Raw genomic sequence first — 16,313 nt, 5'->3', positions numbered from 1 at the left:
CGCGGGTCAGAGGGCCGGGACGGCCGACGCCGGGCGGCGCCGGATCACGAGGGCCATCAGCGCCGCCGCCGCGCACAGCGCGCCGGACGCGTACCAGACCATGTCGTAGGTGCCGAACACGTCCCGCGCGACCCCGCCGAGGAACGCCACCAGCGCCGCGCCGACCTGGTGGGAGGCGAGGACCCAGCCGAAGACGATAGCGCTGTCGTCTCCGTACTGCTCCCGGCACAGGGCGACGGTGGGCGGGACGGTGGCCACCCAGTCGAGGCCGTAGAAGACGATGAAGAAGAGCATCGGCGGGTGGACGCTCGGGGCGAGCAGCATCGGCAGGAACAGCAACGAGACACCGCGCAGGGCGTAGTACACGGCGAGCAGCCGGCGCGGTTCGAAGCGGTCGGTGAGCCAGCCGGAGAACACGGTGCCGACGACGTCGAAGACACCGATCACCGCGAGCAGGGAGGCGGCGGCCGTGATCGGCATGCCGTGGTCGTGGGCGGCGGGCACGAAGTGGGTCTGGATGAGGCCGTTGGTGGAGGCGCCGCAGATCGCGAAGGTGCCCGCCAGCAGCCAGAACGGACCGGTGCGGGCCGCCGAGACCAGGACGGTCACGGCACGGCGGGCGGCGCCCCGCGCGGGCGGCGGCTTGGGCACGAACTCCTCGGTGCCGTAGGGCGCGAGGCCCACGTCGGCGGGGTGGTCGCGCAGCAGCAGCCAGACGAAGGGGACGACCGCGAGCGCGGTGAGCGCGACGGTGACGACGGCCGGCTTCCAGGTGTGCTCCTCGACCATCCAGGACAGCAGCGGCAGGAAGATCAGCTGGCCGGAGGCGGAGGCGGCGGTGAGGATGCCGGTGACCAGGCCCCGGCGCTCGGTGAACCAGCGGTTGGTGACCGTGGCCGCGAAGGCCAGCGCCATCGAGCCGGTGCCGAGGCCGACCAGGAGCCCCCAGCACAGCAGCAGTTGCCAGGCCGCCGTCATCCAGTAGGTCAGCCCCGACCCGGCCGCGATCAGCACCAGGGCCACCGCGACGACCCGCCGGATGCCGAACCGGTCCATCAGCGCGGCGGCGAAGGGCGCGGTCAGCCCGTACAGCGCCAGGTTGATGGAGACGGCGGCGCCGATCGTGCCGCGGGACCAGCCGAAGTCGGCGTTGAGCGGGTCGATGAGCAGGCCGGGCAGGGAACGGAAGGCGGCGGCGCCGAGGATCGTCACGAAGGCGACCGCGGCGACGAACCAGGCGCGGTGGACACGCGGCCGGCGCGGCGACGGTGCCCCGGCGGCGGAGGCGTCCGGGGCGGCGTTGTCGTGGAGTACGGGGGTCGTCTCAGTCACGTCCCCGAGCTTCGGGCCTGCGCGTCCTTGAATCCATTGGCCCGAAGGACAGCATTCGTTAGGATCGGGCCATGCCCCCTGAGCCGAGCCCCCAGCCCCCGACGGACTCCCGCCCGGGGCCGCGGCCCCACCGGGTCGCCGTGCTCGCCCTGGACGGGGCGATCCCCTTCGAACTGGGCATCCCGCACCGCGTCTTCGGCCGTCCCCGGGACGCCGGGGGGCGGCCGCTGTACGAGGTCGTCACCTGTTCCGTCCGGCCGCCCGGACCGGTGCGCACCGACGCCGACTTCGCCATCCAGGTCGAGTACGGCCCGGAGGCCCTGGCCACCGCGGACACCGTGATCGTCCCGGCGTCGTACGAACGCGGACCGGTCTTCGAGGAAGGTGTCCTGACCGGCGAACTGGCCGCCGCGCTCGCCCTGATCCGCCCCGGCACCCGGATCGCCTCCATCTGCACCGGCGTCTACGTCCTGGCCGCGGCCGGACTGCTGGACGGCCGCCCGGCGGCCACGCACTGGGCCGACGCCCGGCGCTTCCAGGAGCTGTTCCCGACGATCGGCGTCGACGCCGACGTGCTGTTCATCGACGACGGCGACCTGCTGACGTCGGCCGGGGTCGCCGCCGGGATCGACCTGTGCCTGCACATGGTCCGCCGCGACCACGGCACCGCGGTCGCCACCGACGTGGCCCGCCACATGGTGGTGCCGCCGCACCGCGACGGCGGGCAGGCCCAGTACATCCACCGCCCGGTCCCCGACCCGCAGCAGTCCTCCACGACGGCCGCCCGGGCCTGGGCCCTGGCCCACCTCCACGAGCCCATCCAGCTGCGCGACATGGCCGACCAGGAGTCGATGTCGGTGCGCACCTTCACCCGGCGCTTCCGTGAGGAGGCCGGTGTCAGCCCCGGCCAGTGGCTGACCCGCCAGCGGGTGGAACGGGCCCGGCATCTGCTGGAGACCACCGACCTCTCCGTCGACCAGGTGGCCGAGCGGTCCGGCTTCGGCACCGCCCAGTCGATGCGCCAGCACCTACAGGCCGCGCTCGGGGTCACCCCCACCAGCTACCGGCGCACCTTCCGCGCGGGCGGCGGGGCCTGTCTCCAGGTCACCGGCGGCCGGTGACCGCTCCCGCCGGGCCTCCCCCCACCAGCCCAGCGCGGTCAGCAGCAGCGTCACACCGACCCCAGCCAGCATGGCCGTGGACGGCTCCACCACCCGGAGCAGGGCGCCCGCCAGCGACCCCGTCGCCGCGTACCCGGCGCCCGCGGCCGCGTACAGCACGGAGTAGCCGGCGGCCAGCGCGCCCGGTGGCAGTGCGTCCCGCAGCGACAGATTGCGGGTGACGAGCGCGCCGGACTGGAGGATGCCCGCGAGGATCAGGGCGGCCGCCATGCCCCGCCCGTCGGGTATCAGCGCGAGCAGCGCCACGAACACCGACATGCCGCACATCAGCACGACGCTGCGCGAGCGCAATCGCCCCGGCCAGGACCGCAGTCCGTACACGAACGCTCCGGCGCCCGCCCCCACCGCCATGCCCGCCAGCAGCGGACCCGTCCAGCCCACGCCGATCCCGCGCTGCTCCAGCAGGGCGGGCAGGGTGAGTTCGGTCAGGCCGAGCAGGGTGATGCTCGCGGCGCCCGTGACGTACACCGGCCAGGCACCCAGGAGCACACGGGTCCTCACCCGGTTCGCCCGGCCGCCCTGCCCCTCCTTCGCCCAGCCCGCCGGCAGCAGCCGGTGACCGGCCATGGACAGCGCCATGAGGACGGCCGCGAGGAGCAGCGGCACCCGGGGCGCCCAGGCGAGGGCCAGCCCGGCGACCGCGACCGGCGACACCGCCCACACACCGGACATCAGCATCGACTCCGCCGACAGCGCCTGCGCCACGGCACGCTCCGGCACCAGGAAGGTCAGCAGTGCGCGCTGCCCTCCGGCGGCCGCGGACGGAGCGGCTCCGGCGAGGAACGCGAACGCGCCGAGCACCACGGCGTGCGACCCGGCGAAGACCCCGAGCCCGGTGAACCCCAGGGCGCCGCCCGCGAGTCCGGCGGTCAGCTGCCGCCGGCCGCGCTCCGGGTCCAGTCGGGTGCCGAGGACGGGCGCGGCGACGATCTCGCCGAGCACGTAGACCGCCGCGAGCGCCGCTCCCAGGCTGTAGCCGCCGGGCCGCTCCCTCACCAGGAACACCAGCGCCAGCGGCGTCATGGCGACCGGCATCCGCGCGGCGACGGCGGTGCCGGCCCACACCAGGACCTGCCTGGATGCGATGTCTCGATAGGTCATGCAGTCGACGGTAGGCGTCGCCACCGACAACGCGGCAGCCGTTTTCCGGGCCTGTGGACAACTCCCGGCACCAGGGTCCGGACCGGGACGAACCACCCGCCGCTCGACGGCACTTCAGAAGGTCAGCACCCCGCGTGCCACCTTCCCCGCCTCCGCGTCCGCCGCCGCCCGGGCGAAGTCCTCCACCGGGTAGGTCCGCGTCACCAGCTCGTCCAGCAGCAGCCGGCCCGTGCGGTACAGGTCCGCGTACAGCGCGATGTCCCGCTGGGGCCGCGAGGAGCCGTACCGGCAGCCGAGGATCGCCTTGTCCAGGTACATGGAGGAGACGAGGAAGGACGCCTCGGCGGTGGCGGGCGGTACCCCGAGCAGCACGGCCTGCCCGTGCCGGTCGAGCAGGTCGACGGCGGCCCGGATCAGCTCGACGCGGCCCACGCACTCGAAGACGTGGTCGGCGCCGTCCGGCAGCAGCTCCCGCACCCCGTCCACCGAGGTCAGGAAGTCCGTGGCCCCGAACCGCCGGGCCGCCTCCTCCTTCGCCGGGTGGGCGTCCACGGCCACGATGCGCAGCGCGCCCGCGATCCGGGCGCCCTGGACGACGTTGAGCCCGACCCCTCCGGTGCCGATCACGACGACCCGGTCGCCCCGGTCGACCCGGGCCCGGTTCAGCACCGCCCCGACCCCGGTGAGCACCCCGCAGCCGATGAGCGCGGCGCACGGCAGCGGGATGTCCTTCGGGACCGGCACCACCTGGACGGCCTTCACCACGGTCCGTTCCGCGAAGGCGGAGTTGGCCGCGAACTGGAACACCGGCCGGCCGCCGCGCCGGAACGGCCGCCCCGGGCGCCCTATGGCCCGCCGGCACATGGTGGGCCGGCCCCGGTCGCAGTCGGCGCACGTACCGCAGTTGGCCAGCGTGGACAGCGCCACATGGTCACCGCGCACGACATGGGTGACGCCCACACCGACCGCCTCGACGACGCCCGCGCCCTCATGGCCGAGCACCACGGGAACGGGGAACGGTATGGTCCCGTCCACCACGGACAGATCGCTGTGGCACAGACCGGCCGCCGCGACGGAGACCAGCACCTCGCCGGGCCCCGGGTCCCGTACCTCCAGGTCGTCCACGACCTCGGCCCGCCTCCCGTCGAACAGCACTCCGCGCATCAGACGCCCCCCTTGGGCTCCCTGGGCAGACCGAGCACCCGCTCGGCGATGATGGTGCGCTGCACCTGGTCCGACCCGCCGTAGACGGTGTCGGCCCGTGAGAACAGGAACGCCCGCTGCACGTCGTCGAGCGTGTACGGCGCCGAGGGTGTCCAGTCCCGCGGCCCGGCGGCGGCGGCCGCGCCCCGGACCTGTATGGCCAGCTCCCCGAGCCGCTGGTGCCAGCCGCCCCACAGGAGTTTGGCCACGCTGGGCGCGCCCGCGTCCCCCGTGCCACCGAGGGTCCGCAGGGCGTGCCACCGCATGACCCGCAGCTCCGCCCACTGCCGTACCAGCCGGTCCCGCACCACCGGGTCGTCCACGGCCCCTCGGTCCACGGCCTCGCGCACGACCCGCGCCAGCTCCGCGGCGAACCCGATCTGCTGGGCGAGCGTGGACACGCCCCGCTCGAACCCGAGCAGGCTCATGGCGACCGTCCAGCCCGCGCCCTCGCCGCCGACGAGGTGCTCCGCGCGCGCGTGGGCGCCGTCGAAGAAGACCTCGTTGAAGTCGCTGGTGCCGGTGAGCTGCCGGATCGGGCGGACCTCGACGCGCCCCGGCTGGTCCATGGGCACGAGCAGGAAGCCCAGGCCGTGGTGGCGGCGGGAGGCCGGATCGGTGCGGGCCAGCACGAAGCACCAGTCGGCCTCGTGCGCGAGGGACGTCCAGATCTTCTGCCCGGTGATCCGGTACGACCCGTCCGGGCGCCGTTCGGCCCGGGTGCGGATCCCGGCGAGGTCGGAGCCCGCGCCGGGCTCGCTGTACCCCTGGCACCACAATTCCTCGCCGAGCGCGATCGGGGGCAGGAAGCGGTCCTTCTGCTCCGTGCCGCCGTGGGCGAGCAGTGTCGGGGCGAGCAGTTTCTCCCCGATGTGCCCGGAGCGGGGCGGCGCGCCGGAGCGCGCGTACTCCTCGGCCCACACGACCTGCTGGGTCAGGCTGGCCGTCCGGTTGCCGTACCCGCCCTCGGCCCAGCCGAGCCCGATCCACCCGGCCTTGCCGAGGGCCCGCTCCCAGTCCCGCCGTTCCCATTCGCCCGCCACCTGTCCGGCCAGCCACGACCGGGCCCGCGCGCGGAACGCCTCGTCCTCCTCGCCGAACGCGAAGTCCACGATCCCTCCTCGTCTCGCCGGACAGCTGAAGTCGTTCCGCGCTAGCGCGCGTTGGGCCGGTCGCCGCGGCGTGCGGCCTCCTCGGCCGCCGCCACCCGCGCCAGCATCGGCATCGGGTCGGTCCCCACGGTCCCCGGCAGCACCCGCGCGATCCGTTCGGGCGTCCAGGGCCCTTCCGCGTGGACGGAGCGCAGTTCGGCGGGCTGCGCCCACACCGCGATCCGCGGACCGGCGACGGTGTACACCTGCCCGGTGACCCCCTGCTCGCGGGCCGCGTCGGACAGCAGGTAGACGGCGAACGCCGCGACGTCCTCCGGCTCGCCGATGTCGGTCAGCTCCATGGGCACGTTGGCGGACATCCGGGTCCGGGCGACGGGCGCCACGGCGTTCGCGGTCACGCCGTACTTGTGCAGGCCGAGCGCGGCGCTGCGCACGAGCGAGATGACACCGCCCTTCGCGGCGCTGTAGTTGGCCTGGGACACCGAGCCCTGGTGGTTGCCGCTGGTGAAGCCGATGAGGGTGCCGGCACGCTGGGCGCGCATCACGGCCGACGCGGCGCGGAACACCGTGAACGTCCCCTTGAGATGGGTGGCGAGGACCGGGTCCCACTCGTCCTCGGTCATGTTGAACAGCATCCGCTCGCGCAGGATCCCGGCGACGCAGACCGCGCCGTCGAGCCGCCCGAAGGCCGACAGGGCGGTGTCCACGACCCGCCGGCCGCCCGCCATCGTGGAGATGTCGTCGGCGACGGCGACGGCCTCGCCGCCGGCGGCCTCGATCTCCTTGACGACGGACTCGGCGACCTCGCTGGTGGGTGAGGCGCCGTCCACCGACACCCCGTGGTCGTTGACGACCACGCGGGCGCCCTCGGCGGCGGCCGCCAGCGCCACCGCGCGCCCGATGCCGCGCCCGGCGCCCGTCACGGCGACGGCCTTGCCTGCCAAGAAGTTCCCCATGCCCCGGCCCCTTCCCGCCGTTTCTGACGGTCCGTTAGATTTCTGATTCTACGGCCCGTCGGATACGCGGGGACAAGACCCGGGGAGGACCCATGTCGCTGCCGGACGCGTTCCACGAGATCGCCCAGCGCGTCAACAACTGGGGGCGGTGGGGCGCGGAGGACGAGATCGGCACGCTGAACCTGATCACCGACGAGGTGGTCCGCGCGGCGGCGGCGTGCGTCCGCTCCGGCCGCCGCGTCCCGCTCGCGCTGCCCCTCCAACAGGACGGCGTGCAGACCGGGATGATCCCCGGACGGGTCAACCCGCTGCACACCATGGTGCAGATCAACCAGGAGATCTTCGGCCCGGGGACCGTCGCGTGCAGCGACGACGCCGTGGTCATGGGCCTGCAGGCGGCCACCCACTGGGACGCGCTCGCCCATGTCTCGCACTCCGGCCGGCTCTACAACGGCCGTCCCGCCGACACCGTCACCGCGCACGGCGGCGCCCGCTTCGACGGCATCGACAAGGCCCGGCACATCGTCTCGCGCGGGGTGCTGCTGGACGTGGCCCGCGCGCGGGGGGTGACACGGCTCGACGGCGGGCACGCGGTCACGCCGGAGGACCTGGAGGCGGCGGAGGAGCTGGCGGGTGTCCGGGTGCGCGCCGGTGACATCGTGCTCGTGCGGACCGGGCAGATGGCGCTGTGTCTCGCCGGGGACCGGCACGGCTACGGCCACCCCTCCCCCGGCCTGTCGGTCCGCACCCCGGAGTGGTTCCACGCGCGCGATGTGGCCGCCGTCGCCAACGACACCCTCACCTTCGAGGTCTTCCCGCCCGAGACGGAGGACCTGTGGCTGCCCGTGCACGCCCTCGACCTGGTGGAGATGGGGATGCCGCAGGGCCAGAACTGGAATCTCGAAGAGTTGTCCACAGCCTGTGGAGAAGAAGGCCGCCACACGTTCCTGCTGTCGGCGACGCCCGAGCCCTTCGTCGGCGGCACGGGAAGCCCGGTCGCCCCGGTGGCGGTGCTCTGACGACGACGCGATGACGCCGGCTGGCGGCGCGGCTTCCCCAGTCCCGGCTCCACCGGGCGGGGACGCCCCGACCGCCCCGAGCGCGGCACGCGCGCCGCCATCCGGCTCCGGCGTGCCTGCCCCTCCTGACGCTGGAGAATCGACGCCGAAACACGACCCACACTCGGCAAGGGCCTCCGTCACCGAGGCCCTCGCCGTCCCCTCGCGGCGAATCGCTGACCACAAGCGTGATCAATCGGACACGACTCGTCAACACCCTGTAGGAGATTTGTTACTTACGTCCCATTTGCGGACGCCGCGCACGGAAGCATGACCGGGCGCATCGAAGGTCGCCGGACCGGACGAGGGGGCGTCCTCTGCATCCGTGCCCCCGCGGGCCACGGCGGGCGGTCGCACTGTGCGCCGGTCACACCGCCTCGTACGCGAACCCCTCGTACGCGGAGGCCCCGCCCCCGCAGGCGGTGACGGCGGCGTCCTGCTCGCCGCCCCGGTCGAGTTCGCACCAGATGCGCTTGCCGGACCCGTCGGAGGACCAGCCCCACCGGTCCGCGAGCCCGTCGACCAGGGCGAGTCCGCGCCCGCCCGTCGCGTCGCCGTCGGCACAGCGCGGCACGGGCGCCCGCCCGCTGCGGTCGGCCACCTCGAGCCGGACCGTGGCGGAGTCCTGCGGCTCCTCGGGCAGGGAGAGCCGCAGCACGGCCGGACAGCCGGTGTGCACCACGGCGTTGGTGACGAGTTCGGAGACGAGCAGGATCAGCGTCTCGGCGAGCGGCTCGTCGGCCCCTATCCCCGAGCCGGCGAGCCGTGAGCGCGCCCAGCGCCTGGCTCGCCCCACCTCAGCGGGATCGGGCCGGATCTCCAACTGCACTTGAAGCACCTGCACCGCTCACACCATCCGAACCGGCGGACACTTGACCCCGCGCCTCACGAGGGCCACGATCCTAGCCATTTTTTTCATGGCCAGAACAATGGCCAAAGCCAGGGTCACGGAACGTGAATCCCTTGACTGACAGCATGGTTGACGTACAGTCACCCCAACAAGCGCTTCGGGCATATTCCAGCGCGAAGGATTACCTCTGCTGCATACTGTGCGACGCTTGCCGTGGAGAGTCGAACAGGCGGGGGCGAACGGCCCATACGCCGGGCGAGCAGCGGCGGGCACCGCCGGATACGAAGCCGCCTCGAAGGCGGATCCGGCATGGCTCTTACTCGGAACCACTCGCATCCCACACAAGGTACCGGAGCGAACGCCCGACTCCGCCCCGTGACGAGTCACACTCCGGACACAAGCCGATATCAACGCTCCGTGATTACGGTATGCCACAATCCGCGACATCAATGCGGGCCTTTTCCGCGACCGCGCAGACCACGGCCTTTCAGTCCTCCTTTTCGAGCAATGCGGCCGCCATCAGTTCCTCACTTTCGGTAGCGGGACCCGCACGCCGGGTGCGGATCCAGGCCCGTTTCAGATGCAGATGGACCTCGAACTCCCAGGTGAATCCCATGCCGCCGTGCACCTGGAGACAGTCGCGGGCGCCCCGTACGGCGGCCTCGTCGGCGAGCAGCCGCGCGGCGTGGACGTCGGCCGGGCCGGCGGTGACGGCCGCCGCGTGGACGGCGGCCCGCGCGGTCCGGGTCCGCACGAGCATGTCCGCGCACAGGTGCTGCACCGCCTGGAAGGCTCCGACGGGCCGTCCGAACTGCTCACGGGTCCGGGCGTGTTGCACGGCCAGCTCGCACGTGCGCCCGGCACTGCCCAGTTGTTCGGCCGCGGTGAGCAGGACGGCGACGAGGTCCGGGGCGCCGGCCGCGGGCAGGCGGTGCAGCGGGGTGAGCGGGTCGACCGAGCGCAGCGGCACGGCCCCGGCGGTGTCGCCGCGCACCACGTCGGCCTCACCGAGCCACTCCACCAGGCCGCCCAGGGGGCCGGTGACGACGGCGTGCCCCTCGGCGGCGCCCGGCACCCGGCCCGCCGCGAGGTGCGTGGCCACCAGCGGGCCCGGCAGCAGCGCCCGGCCCGCCTCCTCGAACGCCAGGACGGCCTCGGGCAGTCCGAGCCCGACGCCCCCCTCGCTCTCGGGCAGGCGCAGCGCGAAGAATCCGGCGGCGCCCAGCTCCCGCCACAGCCCCCGGTCCAGGTGTCCGGGCCGCTCCACGGCGTCCCGCAGCTCCCGCGGGCCGAACCGGCGCGCCAGCAGCTCCCGCACGCCGTCGCGCAACGCCCGCTGGTCCTGGTCGGGTTGGAGTCGCACCGCTCACCGCCCCTTCGGCAGTCCGAGGATCCGCTCGGCCACGATGTTCCGCTGGATCTGCGAGGTGCCGGCGGCGATGGTGTACGACAGCGAGGACAGCCGGTCGAGCACCCACGGCCGGTCCAGGTCCAGCGCCTGTGCGCCCAGCACCTCGGCCGCGGTGTCGTAGAGCCGCTGGCGGGCGTGCGAGTACGCCAGCTTGAGGACCGAGCCGGTGACACCGGGGACGCCGCCCCCGCGCTCCGCCTCGCCCACGTTCCACTGCGTGAGCCGCCACAGCGCCCGGAACTCGGCGTGCAGCCCGCCCAGCGCGCGGCGCAGCGCCGGGTCGTCCCAGCGGCCGGTGCGCCGGGCCTCGGCGGCCAGTTCGCGCAGCACCCGGCGGCAGGCCACGACCTCGCCCGCGAAGGCGGTGCCGCGCTCGAAGGACAGGGTCACCATGGTCACCCGCCAGCCGTCGTTCTCCGCGCCGACCCGGTGGGCGACGGGCACGCGCACGTCGTCGAGGAAGACCTCGGCGAACTCGGTGGAGCCCGCCAGGGTGCGCAGCGGCCGCACGGTGACGCCGGGCGCGTCCATGCGCATCGCCAGCCAGCTGATCCCCCGGTGGCGGGGGGCGCCGGGGTCCGTGCGCACCAGCAGCTCGCACCAGTCGGCGACCTCGGCGTGGGACGTCCAGATCTTCGAGCCGTTCACCACGTAGTGGTCGCCGTCGCGGTGCGCGCGGGTGCGCAGGGCCGCGAGGTCGCTCCCGGCGTCCGGCTCGCTGAAGCCCTGGCACCAGACCTCCTCCCCGCGCAGGATCGGGGGCAGCCAGCGCTCCCGCTGCGTCTCGGTGCCCTCGGCGGCGATGGTGGGCCCGGCGTGCAGCAGTCCAACGAAGCAGGCGCCCACATAGGGCGCGCCGGCCCGTTCGGTCTCCTCCAGGAAGATCAGCCGCACGGTCGGGGAGGCGCCCCAGTGGACGTCGCCGTACCCGGCGTCGTACAGCCGGCGCTGCCAGCCGAGGTCGTAGGCGCGCCGGCCGGGCCAGTCCTCCGGGGGCGGCGGGGGAGGCAACGCGGGGAGCACGCCGGCCAGCCAGGCGCGCAGCCGGGCGCGGAACTCCACCTCCTCGGGCGTGTGGGTGAGGTCCATACGGCCTCCGTCTGATGACCCGTCAGATGCTCCGCACGGGGAAGGCTAGGCCCCGACCCCTGGACCGGCAAGGCGTCCCGCCCTACGCTCTGCGCACGATCTGACGGACCGTCAGCAATACCGAGGTCCGCTCCACGACAGGGGGCCGTCATGGACGACACCGCGCACACCCTGGGCTCCTCCCGGACCCTGTGGGACCTGCTCGCCGCCCGCGCCCGCCGCACCCCGGACCGTGCCGCCCTGCTCCAGGACGACCGCACGCTGGCCTTCGGCGCCCTGCGCGACCGCGCCGAGCGGGTGGCGGCCGGGCTGTACGGCCTCGGGGTACGCCCCGGCACGGTCGTCGCCTGGCAGCTGCCCACCCGGATCGAGACGGTCGTGCTGTCCTGCGCCCTGGCCCGCCTCGGGGCCGTGCAGTCGCCGGTCATCCCCTTCTACCGGGACCGCGAGGTCGGCTTCGCGCTGCGCGAGTCCCGGGCCGAGTTCTTCGCGGTGCCGGGCGAGTGGCGGGGCTTCGACCACACGGCGATGGCGCGGCGGCTCGGCGCGAAGGGCGTGCTCACGGCGTACGACGACCTTCCCGACGGCGATCCCGCCGTCCTGCCGCCGCCGCCCGCCGAGGGCACCTCGGTGCGCTGGATCTACTGGACCTCGGGGACGACCTCGGACCCCAAGGGCGTGCTGCACACCGACCGTTCGCTGATCGCGGGCGGCTCCTGCCTCGGGCACGCGCTGCGCCCGACGGCGGCCGACGTCGGCTCGATCGCCTTCCCGTACGCGCACATCGGGGGCCCCGACTACCTGGTGATGGTGCTGCTGTACGGCTTCCCGGCCGTGCTGTTCGAGCAGTTCGCGCTGCCGGAGGCGCTGGACGGGTACCGCCGGCACGGGGTGACCATCGCCGGCGGCTCCACGGCGTTCTACTCGATGCTCCTGGCCGAGCAGCGCGCGCAGCCGCCCGGCACCCGGATCGTCCCCACCCTGCGGCTGCTGGCGGGCGGCGGGGCGCCGAAGCCGCCCGAGCTGTACCACGCGGTGGTGCGGGAGATGGGGGTGCAGCTCACCCACGGGTACGGCATGACCGAGGTGCCGATGATCACGATGGGCGCGCCGGACGACACCCCCGAGAACCTGGCGGCGACCGAGGGGCGGCCGCCGCGGGAGATGGAGATCCGGATCGTCGACGGCGAGGTGCGGCTGCGCGGGGAGGCCGTGTGCCGGGGCTATCTGGACCCGGAGCAGACCGCGGCGGCCTTCGACGACGAGGGCTTCCTGCGCACCGGCGACCTCGGGCACCTGACCGGCAGCGGGCACCTGGTGCTGACCGGACGGCTGAAGGACGTGATCATCCGCAAGGGCGAGAACATCTCGGCGAAGGAGATCGAGGACCTGCTGCACCGGCACCCGGACGTCGGGGACGTGGCCGTGGTCGGGCTGCCGGACGCCGAGCGCGGGGAACGGGTCTGCGCGGTCGTCGAACAGCCGCCGGGCGCACCGGAGCTGACCCTCCGGGCGCTGACGTCGTTCCTGCGGGGGGAAGGGCTGTCCCCCCACAAGCTGCCGGAGCGGCTGGAGGTGGTGGACGCCCTGCCCCGCAACGAGACCCTGCGCAAGGTCCTCAAGTACCGGCTGCGGGAGCGGTTCTCCGATTCGTCGGCCGCGTCGGAGGCATCGGCGTCAGGGCCGGGCGCTCACTCCGGGACCGTGAAGTAGCGGGCGAAGGCGGTCACGACGTCGTCCTCGGTCACCGTGCCGTCGCCGTCGGCGTCGAGGCCGGCGGCGGCCGTGCGGGCCGTGTCCCGCGGGACGCCGAGCCGGACGAGCACCCGAGCGGTGTCGTCGACGGTGACCTTCCCGTCGTCGTCGGTGTCGGCCACGGCGAGGGCCGCGTGCAGGAAGGGGCGGGCGATCTCCGCGAACCGGTCGGGGTTGTCGCGCAGCCGCTTGACCGCGCCGGTGACGAACTCCTCGCGGGTGATGCGCTGGTCGCCGTCGCGGTCCGCGATCCCGGCCATGCCCTGCCAGAACGCCTCGGCGCCGATGTACAGGGCCTGGCCCTTGTCTGACCGGGCGGGTGTGCCGAACTCGGCGAGCAGAGCCTTGGCCGCCGCGCTGAAGTCCTCCCGGTCGATGTACCCGTTGCCGTCCTGGTCGAAGGTGGCGAACCGGGCCGCGATCCTGCGCTCGTACTCGCTGCTGACCATGTTGTGTCGGGCCGCCTAACGTCACGTGGGGTGCTTCTCGCACGGAGCGTACGACGCCGCGGGCCGCCGGGGCGCCTCGAAGCGGCGGTTGTTCCGGAACCGGGGAAATTCCGATACGGGGATGTGGCGGACCCGCCGGGAGGGCGGGGCGCGTTCAGGCCGACAGGGGGCGGGCGTCGTCCGCGACCGCAGCCGCCACGTCGGGGTAGACCTCGAACAGCCGGCGCACGCCGAGCGCTCCGAGGACCCGGTTGACGTGCGAGCCGTCCACCGCGCCCTGGGCGGGCAGTATCAGCCGCAGGCTGCCCCGGCAGGAGCGGATGAGGCGGCGGGCCGCGATCAGCACGCCGACGCCGGAGGAGTCGCAGAACAGGACCTCGGACAGGTCCAGGACGAGGCTGTGGCGTCCCTCGGCCACCACGTCGTGGACGTGCTGGCGCAGCACCGGCGAGGTCACCAGGTCCAGTTCGCCCGACACCTGGAGGACGGCCCAGTCGCCCCGCTCGTCACCGGTCACTTTCAAGGTCACCACCACGCCCCTCGGCCGTCGAAACGGAAGCCATTCCTACGCTTCCTTGCAGCGCGGCTGCCCAGCGGCTGTTCCCTGAAACTCCCTCCAGAAAACGGTCACCGATCAGATAAGGCTTGTTTCCATCGCATTCGATCCTGTTCGATCGTGTCCGGTCGCACGAGACGGGTAGCCGACCCGGAGAGCGAGCCCTCTACCACGAGAGCGAGGTGTGTCACCAGCCATGACGCTGCAAGGGGCGCACATTGCCACAAAGGGGCGTGTGCTGTCGGACGTGCCGACTACATTCGTGAAGACGGCGGACGCACGCTGGACAGGGACGGACCGGTGAGAGCCTGTTCACAGGCTCCGGAGGGGGGCCGAATGGCGAAGAAGGACGCACCGCCCCGCTGGGACCGCAAGATGCAGCAGCGGCTCGCGCGCGGTGAGGCGGCCGCCCTCGGCGAGCTCTACGACCGGTTCGCCTCGCTCGTGCACGGACTCGCGCACACCGTGCTGGGCGACGAACGCGCCGCCGACCGCGTCACCCGTGAGGTCTTCACCCATGTCTGGGAGCACCCCGACACCTACGACCCCCGGCAGGGCCCGCTGCGTTCCTGGGTCGCCGCCCTGACCCACCGCCTGGCCGTGCAGCGCCTGCGCGCCACGGAGACCGCCGCGCTGGTCCGGGCCGGACAGGGCTCCACCGAGGAACTGGAGCGCAAGGTGCGCCACGCCTCGGTCGCCGCCCGCGCCGACTACATCGTCCAGTCCATGCCCGCCCCGCTGCGGGCCGCGCTGGAACTGGCCTACTTCCAGCGCCGCGACTACCGCCAGACCGCGGCCGACCTCGGCGTCACCGAGGAGGAGGCCCGCCGTCGGCTGCGCCTCGGCCTGCAACTGCTGTCCACGGCCCACGACGCCGGGAGCGGGCCCGGGGCACCACCGGAGTACGGGGGTGCCGCATGACCGGGGCCGAACCGTACGAGAGCGACGAACCGCACGAGGAGGAGAACGGCCCCGCGGACCACACCCGCGGAGCCGACGGCATGAACAGCGGCGACGGCGACGACCAGCACCCCACCCCCGAGCCCGGCCCCGGCAGGCCGCCCCGCATACCGCTCCCCCGGCTCTCCGTCGAGGACACCGGGCGCCCGCTGCCCGACCTGCCGGACGCGCCCGTTCCCGTCCTTGAGCACCGGGTCCTGAAGTCGCTGCTCGGCGCCTGGGCGCTGGCCGCCTGCTCACCGGAGGAGACGGCCGCCGTGGAGGAGCACCTCGGGGAGTGCGGCGGCTGCGCGGACGAGGCGCTGCGGCTGCGCGAGGCCGTCGGCCTGCTGCACCCGGCCGAAAGCCTCGACCTGGACCCGTCGCTGCGCGCCCGCGTCCTGCAGGGCTGCCTGGACCGGCGCCCGCCGCGCGTCCCGGTGCCCGAGTGGGCCGCGCCCTACGACGCCGAGACCGCCCGGCTGGACGCCCTGCTCCAGGACTTCGGGGACGCCGAGTGGCACGCGCCCGTGCGGCTGCGCTGGTTCCGCAGGGACGAGCCGACGAGCCGCCGTACGACCGTCGCGGGCGTGATCGCCCATCTGCTGACCGTCGACGGGATGGTGGCGGCGGCGCTCGGCCTGCCCGACCCGCTGGGCGACGTGCCCGCCGACCGGCCGACCCCGTCCGCGCGGACCGAGGCGTACTGGCGGGCCTCGCACTTCCCGCCGACCCGCGCCGTGCGGGCGCCGTGGCGGGAGCAGGCCCACGACCTGGTCCGCACGGTCTCCTTCACGGGCGGCGGCACCGGCGCGCTGTCCGTGCCGTACGGCGACTTCGCGCTGCCGCTGCGGGACGCCATGCTGGACCGGGCGTTCGAGTGCTGGGTGCACGCCGAGGACATCGCCGAGGCGGTGGACTACCCCTACGAGCCGCCGTCCGGCAGCGATCTGCACCACATGGTGGACCTGGCGGCGCGCCTGCTGCCGAGCGTGCTGTCGGCCCGGCGGCAGGCCGGGCTGGCCGCCCCGGCGCCCGAGGGCCGCCGCCTCGTGTCGGCCGGTCGGCCCGGCCGGAGCCTGCGCCTGGAGATCGAGGGGTCGGGCGGCGGCGAGTGGCTGATCCCGCTCGACTCCCCGGCCGCCGTGGGCTCCGCCGAGCACGAGGTGGCCCATGTCGCCCTGGACGGCGCGGAGTTCTGCCGGCTGGCCGCGGGCCATGTGCCGCCCGCGGAGGCGGCCGCCGGACAGCTCGGCGACCGCGAGGCGATCAGGGACGTGCTGTTCGCGGCGGCGAGCCTGAGCCGGATGTAGGGGCGGCC

Annotated in this window: 15 protein-coding genes; 5 read left to right on the top strand and 10 right to left on the bottom strand. The window is 74.0% G+C overall.

Features of this window, described 5'->3' with window-relative positions:
* Positions 1–6 precede the first annotated feature (6 nt).
* Positions 7–1,332, bottom strand: coding sequence for an MFS transporter (locus tag ADL34_RS22720; protein ID WP_062668962.1), 1,326 nt, complete (start codon positions 1,330–1,332; stop codon positions 7–9).
* 71 nt (positions 1,333–1,403) lie between these two features.
* Here ADL34_RS22720 and ADL34_RS22715 point away from each other — a divergent pair, with 71 nt between their 5' ends.
* Positions 1,404–2,453, top strand: a complete 1,050-nt coding sequence (locus tag ADL34_RS22715; protein WP_062668963.1) for a GlxA family transcriptional regulator — start codon at positions 1,404–1,406, stop codon at positions 2,451–2,453.
* On the opposite strand, the gene ADL34_RS22710 is transcribed toward ADL34_RS22715, so the two are convergent.
* The 4 genes from ADL34_RS22710 to ADL34_RS22695 all read right to left on the bottom strand — a co-directional run bounded on the left by ADL34_RS22710 (position 2,361) and on the right by ADL34_RS22695 (position 6,885).
* Positions 2,361–3,614 carry an MFS transporter gene (locus ADL34_RS22710; RefSeq protein ID WP_062668964.1) on the bottom strand — a complete coding sequence of 418 codons (1,254 nt, stop codon included), beginning with the start codon at positions 3,612–3,614 and terminating at the stop codon, positions 2,361–2,363. The two genes, ADL34_RS22715 and ADL34_RS22710, sit on opposite strands and share 93 nt — an antisense overlap.
* A gap of 114 nt (positions 3,615–3,728) precedes the next feature.
* Complete coding sequence (locus ADL34_RS22705) at positions 3,729–4,778, bottom strand: alcohol dehydrogenase catalytic domain-containing protein (RefSeq protein ID WP_062668965.1); 1,050 nt, start codon at positions 4,776–4,778, stop codon at positions 3,729–3,731.
* Entirely contained in the window at positions 4,778–5,929 is a 1,152-nt protein-coding gene (locus ADL34_RS22700) for an acyl-CoA dehydrogenase family protein (protein ID WP_062668966.1), read from the bottom strand. The genes ADL34_RS22705 and ADL34_RS22700 overlap by 1 nt, the downstream gene beginning before the upstream one ends.
* 41 nt (positions 5,930–5,970) lie before the next feature.
* Positions 5,971–6,885, bottom strand: a complete 915-nt coding sequence (locus tag ADL34_RS22695; protein ID WP_062668967.1) for an SDR family oxidoreductase — start codon at positions 6,883–6,885, stop codon at positions 5,971–5,973.
* Positions 6,886–6,977: 92 nt separating this feature from the next.
* On the opposite strand from ADL34_RS22695, the gene ADL34_RS22690 reads away from it, so the two are divergent.
* Positions 6,978–7,904, top strand: coding sequence for a cyclase family protein (locus tag ADL34_RS22690; RefSeq protein ID WP_062668968.1), 927 nt, complete (start codon positions 6,978–6,980; stop codon positions 7,902–7,904).
* A gap of 406 nt (positions 7,905–8,310) precedes the next feature.
* Here the strand turns inward: ADL34_RS22690 and ADL34_RS22685 are convergent, their stop codons facing one another.
* The 3 genes from ADL34_RS22685 to ADL34_RS22675 all read right to left on the bottom strand — a co-directional run bounded on the left by ADL34_RS22685 (position 8,311) and on the right by ADL34_RS22675 (position 11,293).
* A complete protein-coding gene (locus ADL34_RS22685; protein ID WP_062668969.1) occupies positions 8,311–8,772 on the bottom strand; it encodes an ATP-binding protein in 462 nt (153 codons plus the stop codon).
* 508 nt (positions 8,773–9,280) lie between these two features.
* Positions 9,281–10,156: an acyl-CoA dehydrogenase family protein gene (locus tag ADL34_RS22680; protein ID WP_062668970.1), complete on the bottom strand. Its 876-nt coding sequence runs from the start codon at positions 10,154–10,156 to the stop codon at positions 9,281–9,283.
* 3 nt (positions 10,157–10,159) lie between these two features.
* Positions 10,160–11,293 carry an acyl-CoA dehydrogenase family protein gene (locus tag ADL34_RS22675; protein WP_062668971.1) on the bottom strand — a complete coding sequence of 378 codons (1,134 nt, stop codon included), beginning with the start codon at positions 11,291–11,293 and terminating at the stop codon, positions 10,160–10,162.
* 150 nt (positions 11,294–11,443) lie between these two features.
* Between ADL34_RS22675 and ADL34_RS22670 the strand changes: the two genes are divergently transcribed.
* Positions 11,444–13,006: a class I adenylate-forming enzyme family protein gene (locus ADL34_RS22670; protein WP_062668972.1), complete on the top strand. Its 1,563-nt coding sequence runs from the start codon at positions 11,444–11,446 to the stop codon at positions 13,004–13,006.
* On the opposite strand, the gene ADL34_RS22665 is transcribed toward ADL34_RS22670, so the two are convergent.
* Both ADL34_RS22665 and ADL34_RS22660 read right to left on the bottom strand, forming a co-directional pair.
* The gene (locus ADL34_RS22665; protein ID WP_062668973.1) at positions 12,985–13,497 is read right to left on the bottom strand and encodes an EF-hand domain-containing protein; all 513 of its coding nucleotides are present in this window, start codon (positions 13,495–13,497) and stop codon (positions 12,985–12,987) included. The two genes, ADL34_RS22670 and ADL34_RS22665, sit on opposite strands and share 22 nt — an antisense overlap.
* A 154-nt stretch (positions 13,498–13,651) precedes the next feature.
* Positions 13,652–14,032 (bottom strand): STAS domain-containing protein, encoded by a 381-nt coding sequence (locus tag ADL34_RS22660; RefSeq protein ID WP_062668974.1) that lies wholly within the window; start codon positions 14,030–14,032, stop codon positions 13,652–13,654.
* A gap of 357 nt (positions 14,033–14,389) precedes the next feature.
* On the opposite strand from ADL34_RS22660, the gene ADL34_RS22655 reads away from it, so the two are divergent.
* Both ADL34_RS22655 and ADL34_RS22650 read left to right on the top strand, forming a co-directional pair.
* Positions 14,390–14,974: a sigma-70 family RNA polymerase sigma factor gene (locus ADL34_RS22655; protein WP_062668975.1), complete on the top strand. Its 585-nt coding sequence runs from the start codon at positions 14,390–14,392 to the stop codon at positions 14,972–14,974.
* Entirely contained in the window at positions 14,971–16,305 is a 1,335-nt protein-coding gene (locus ADL34_RS22650; protein ID WP_079034227.1) for a maleylpyruvate isomerase N-terminal domain-containing protein, read from the top strand. The genes ADL34_RS22655 and ADL34_RS22650 overlap by 4 nt, the downstream gene beginning before the upstream one ends.
* The last annotated feature ends 8 nt before the right edge of the window (positions 16,306–16,313 follow it).

The organism is Streptomyces sp. NRRL WC-3605 (assembly GCF_001509795.1).
Lineage (GTDB): Bacteria > Actinomycetota > Actinomycetes > Streptomycetales > Streptomycetaceae > Streptomyces > Streptomyces viridochromogenes.
Note: the sequence above shows the minus strand (reverse complement) of the source record. Positions and strands in the feature narration are given on the sequence as shown.

Bases quoted from the DNA above. Each gene is read 5' to 3' on its own strand.
- ADL34_RS22715 (WP_062668963.1), top strand. From the start codon at position 1,404: ATGCCCCCTGAGCCGAGCCCCCAGCCCCCGACGGACTCCCGCCCGGGG.
- ADL34_RS22710 (WP_062668964.1), bottom strand. From the start codon at position 3,614: ATGACCTATCGAGACATCGCATCCAGGCAGGTCCTGGTGTGGGCCGGC.
- ADL34_RS22705 (WP_062668965.1), bottom strand. From the start codon at position 4,778: ATGCGCGGAGTGCTGTTCGACGGGAGGCGGGCCGAGGTCGTGGACGAC.
- ADL34_RS22695 (WP_062668967.1), bottom strand. From the start codon at position 6,885: ATGGGGAACTTCTTGGCAGGCAAGGCCGTCGCCGTGACGGGCGCCGGG.
- ADL34_RS22690 (WP_062668968.1), top strand. From the start codon at position 6,978: ATGTCGCTGCCGGACGCGTTCCACGAGATCGCCCAGCGCGTCAACAAC.
- ADL34_RS22675 (WP_062668971.1), bottom strand. From the start codon at position 11,293: ATGGACCTCACCCACACGCCCGAGGAGGTGGAGTTCCGCGCCCGGCTG.
- ADL34_RS22670 (WP_062668972.1), top strand. From the start codon at position 11,444: ATGGACGACACCGCGCACACCCTGGGCTCCTCCCGGACCCTGTGGGAC.
- ADL34_RS22665 (WP_062668973.1), bottom strand. From the start codon at position 13,497: ATGGTCAGCAGCGAGTACGAGCGCAGGATCGCGGCCCGGTTCGCCACC.
- ADL34_RS22655 (WP_062668975.1), top strand. From the start codon at position 14,390: ATGGCGAAGAAGGACGCACCGCCCCGCTGGGACCGCAAGATGCAGCAG.
- ADL34_RS22650 (WP_079034227.1), top strand. From the start codon at position 14,971: ATGACCGGGGCCGAACCGTACGAGAGCGACGAACCGCACGAGGAGGAG.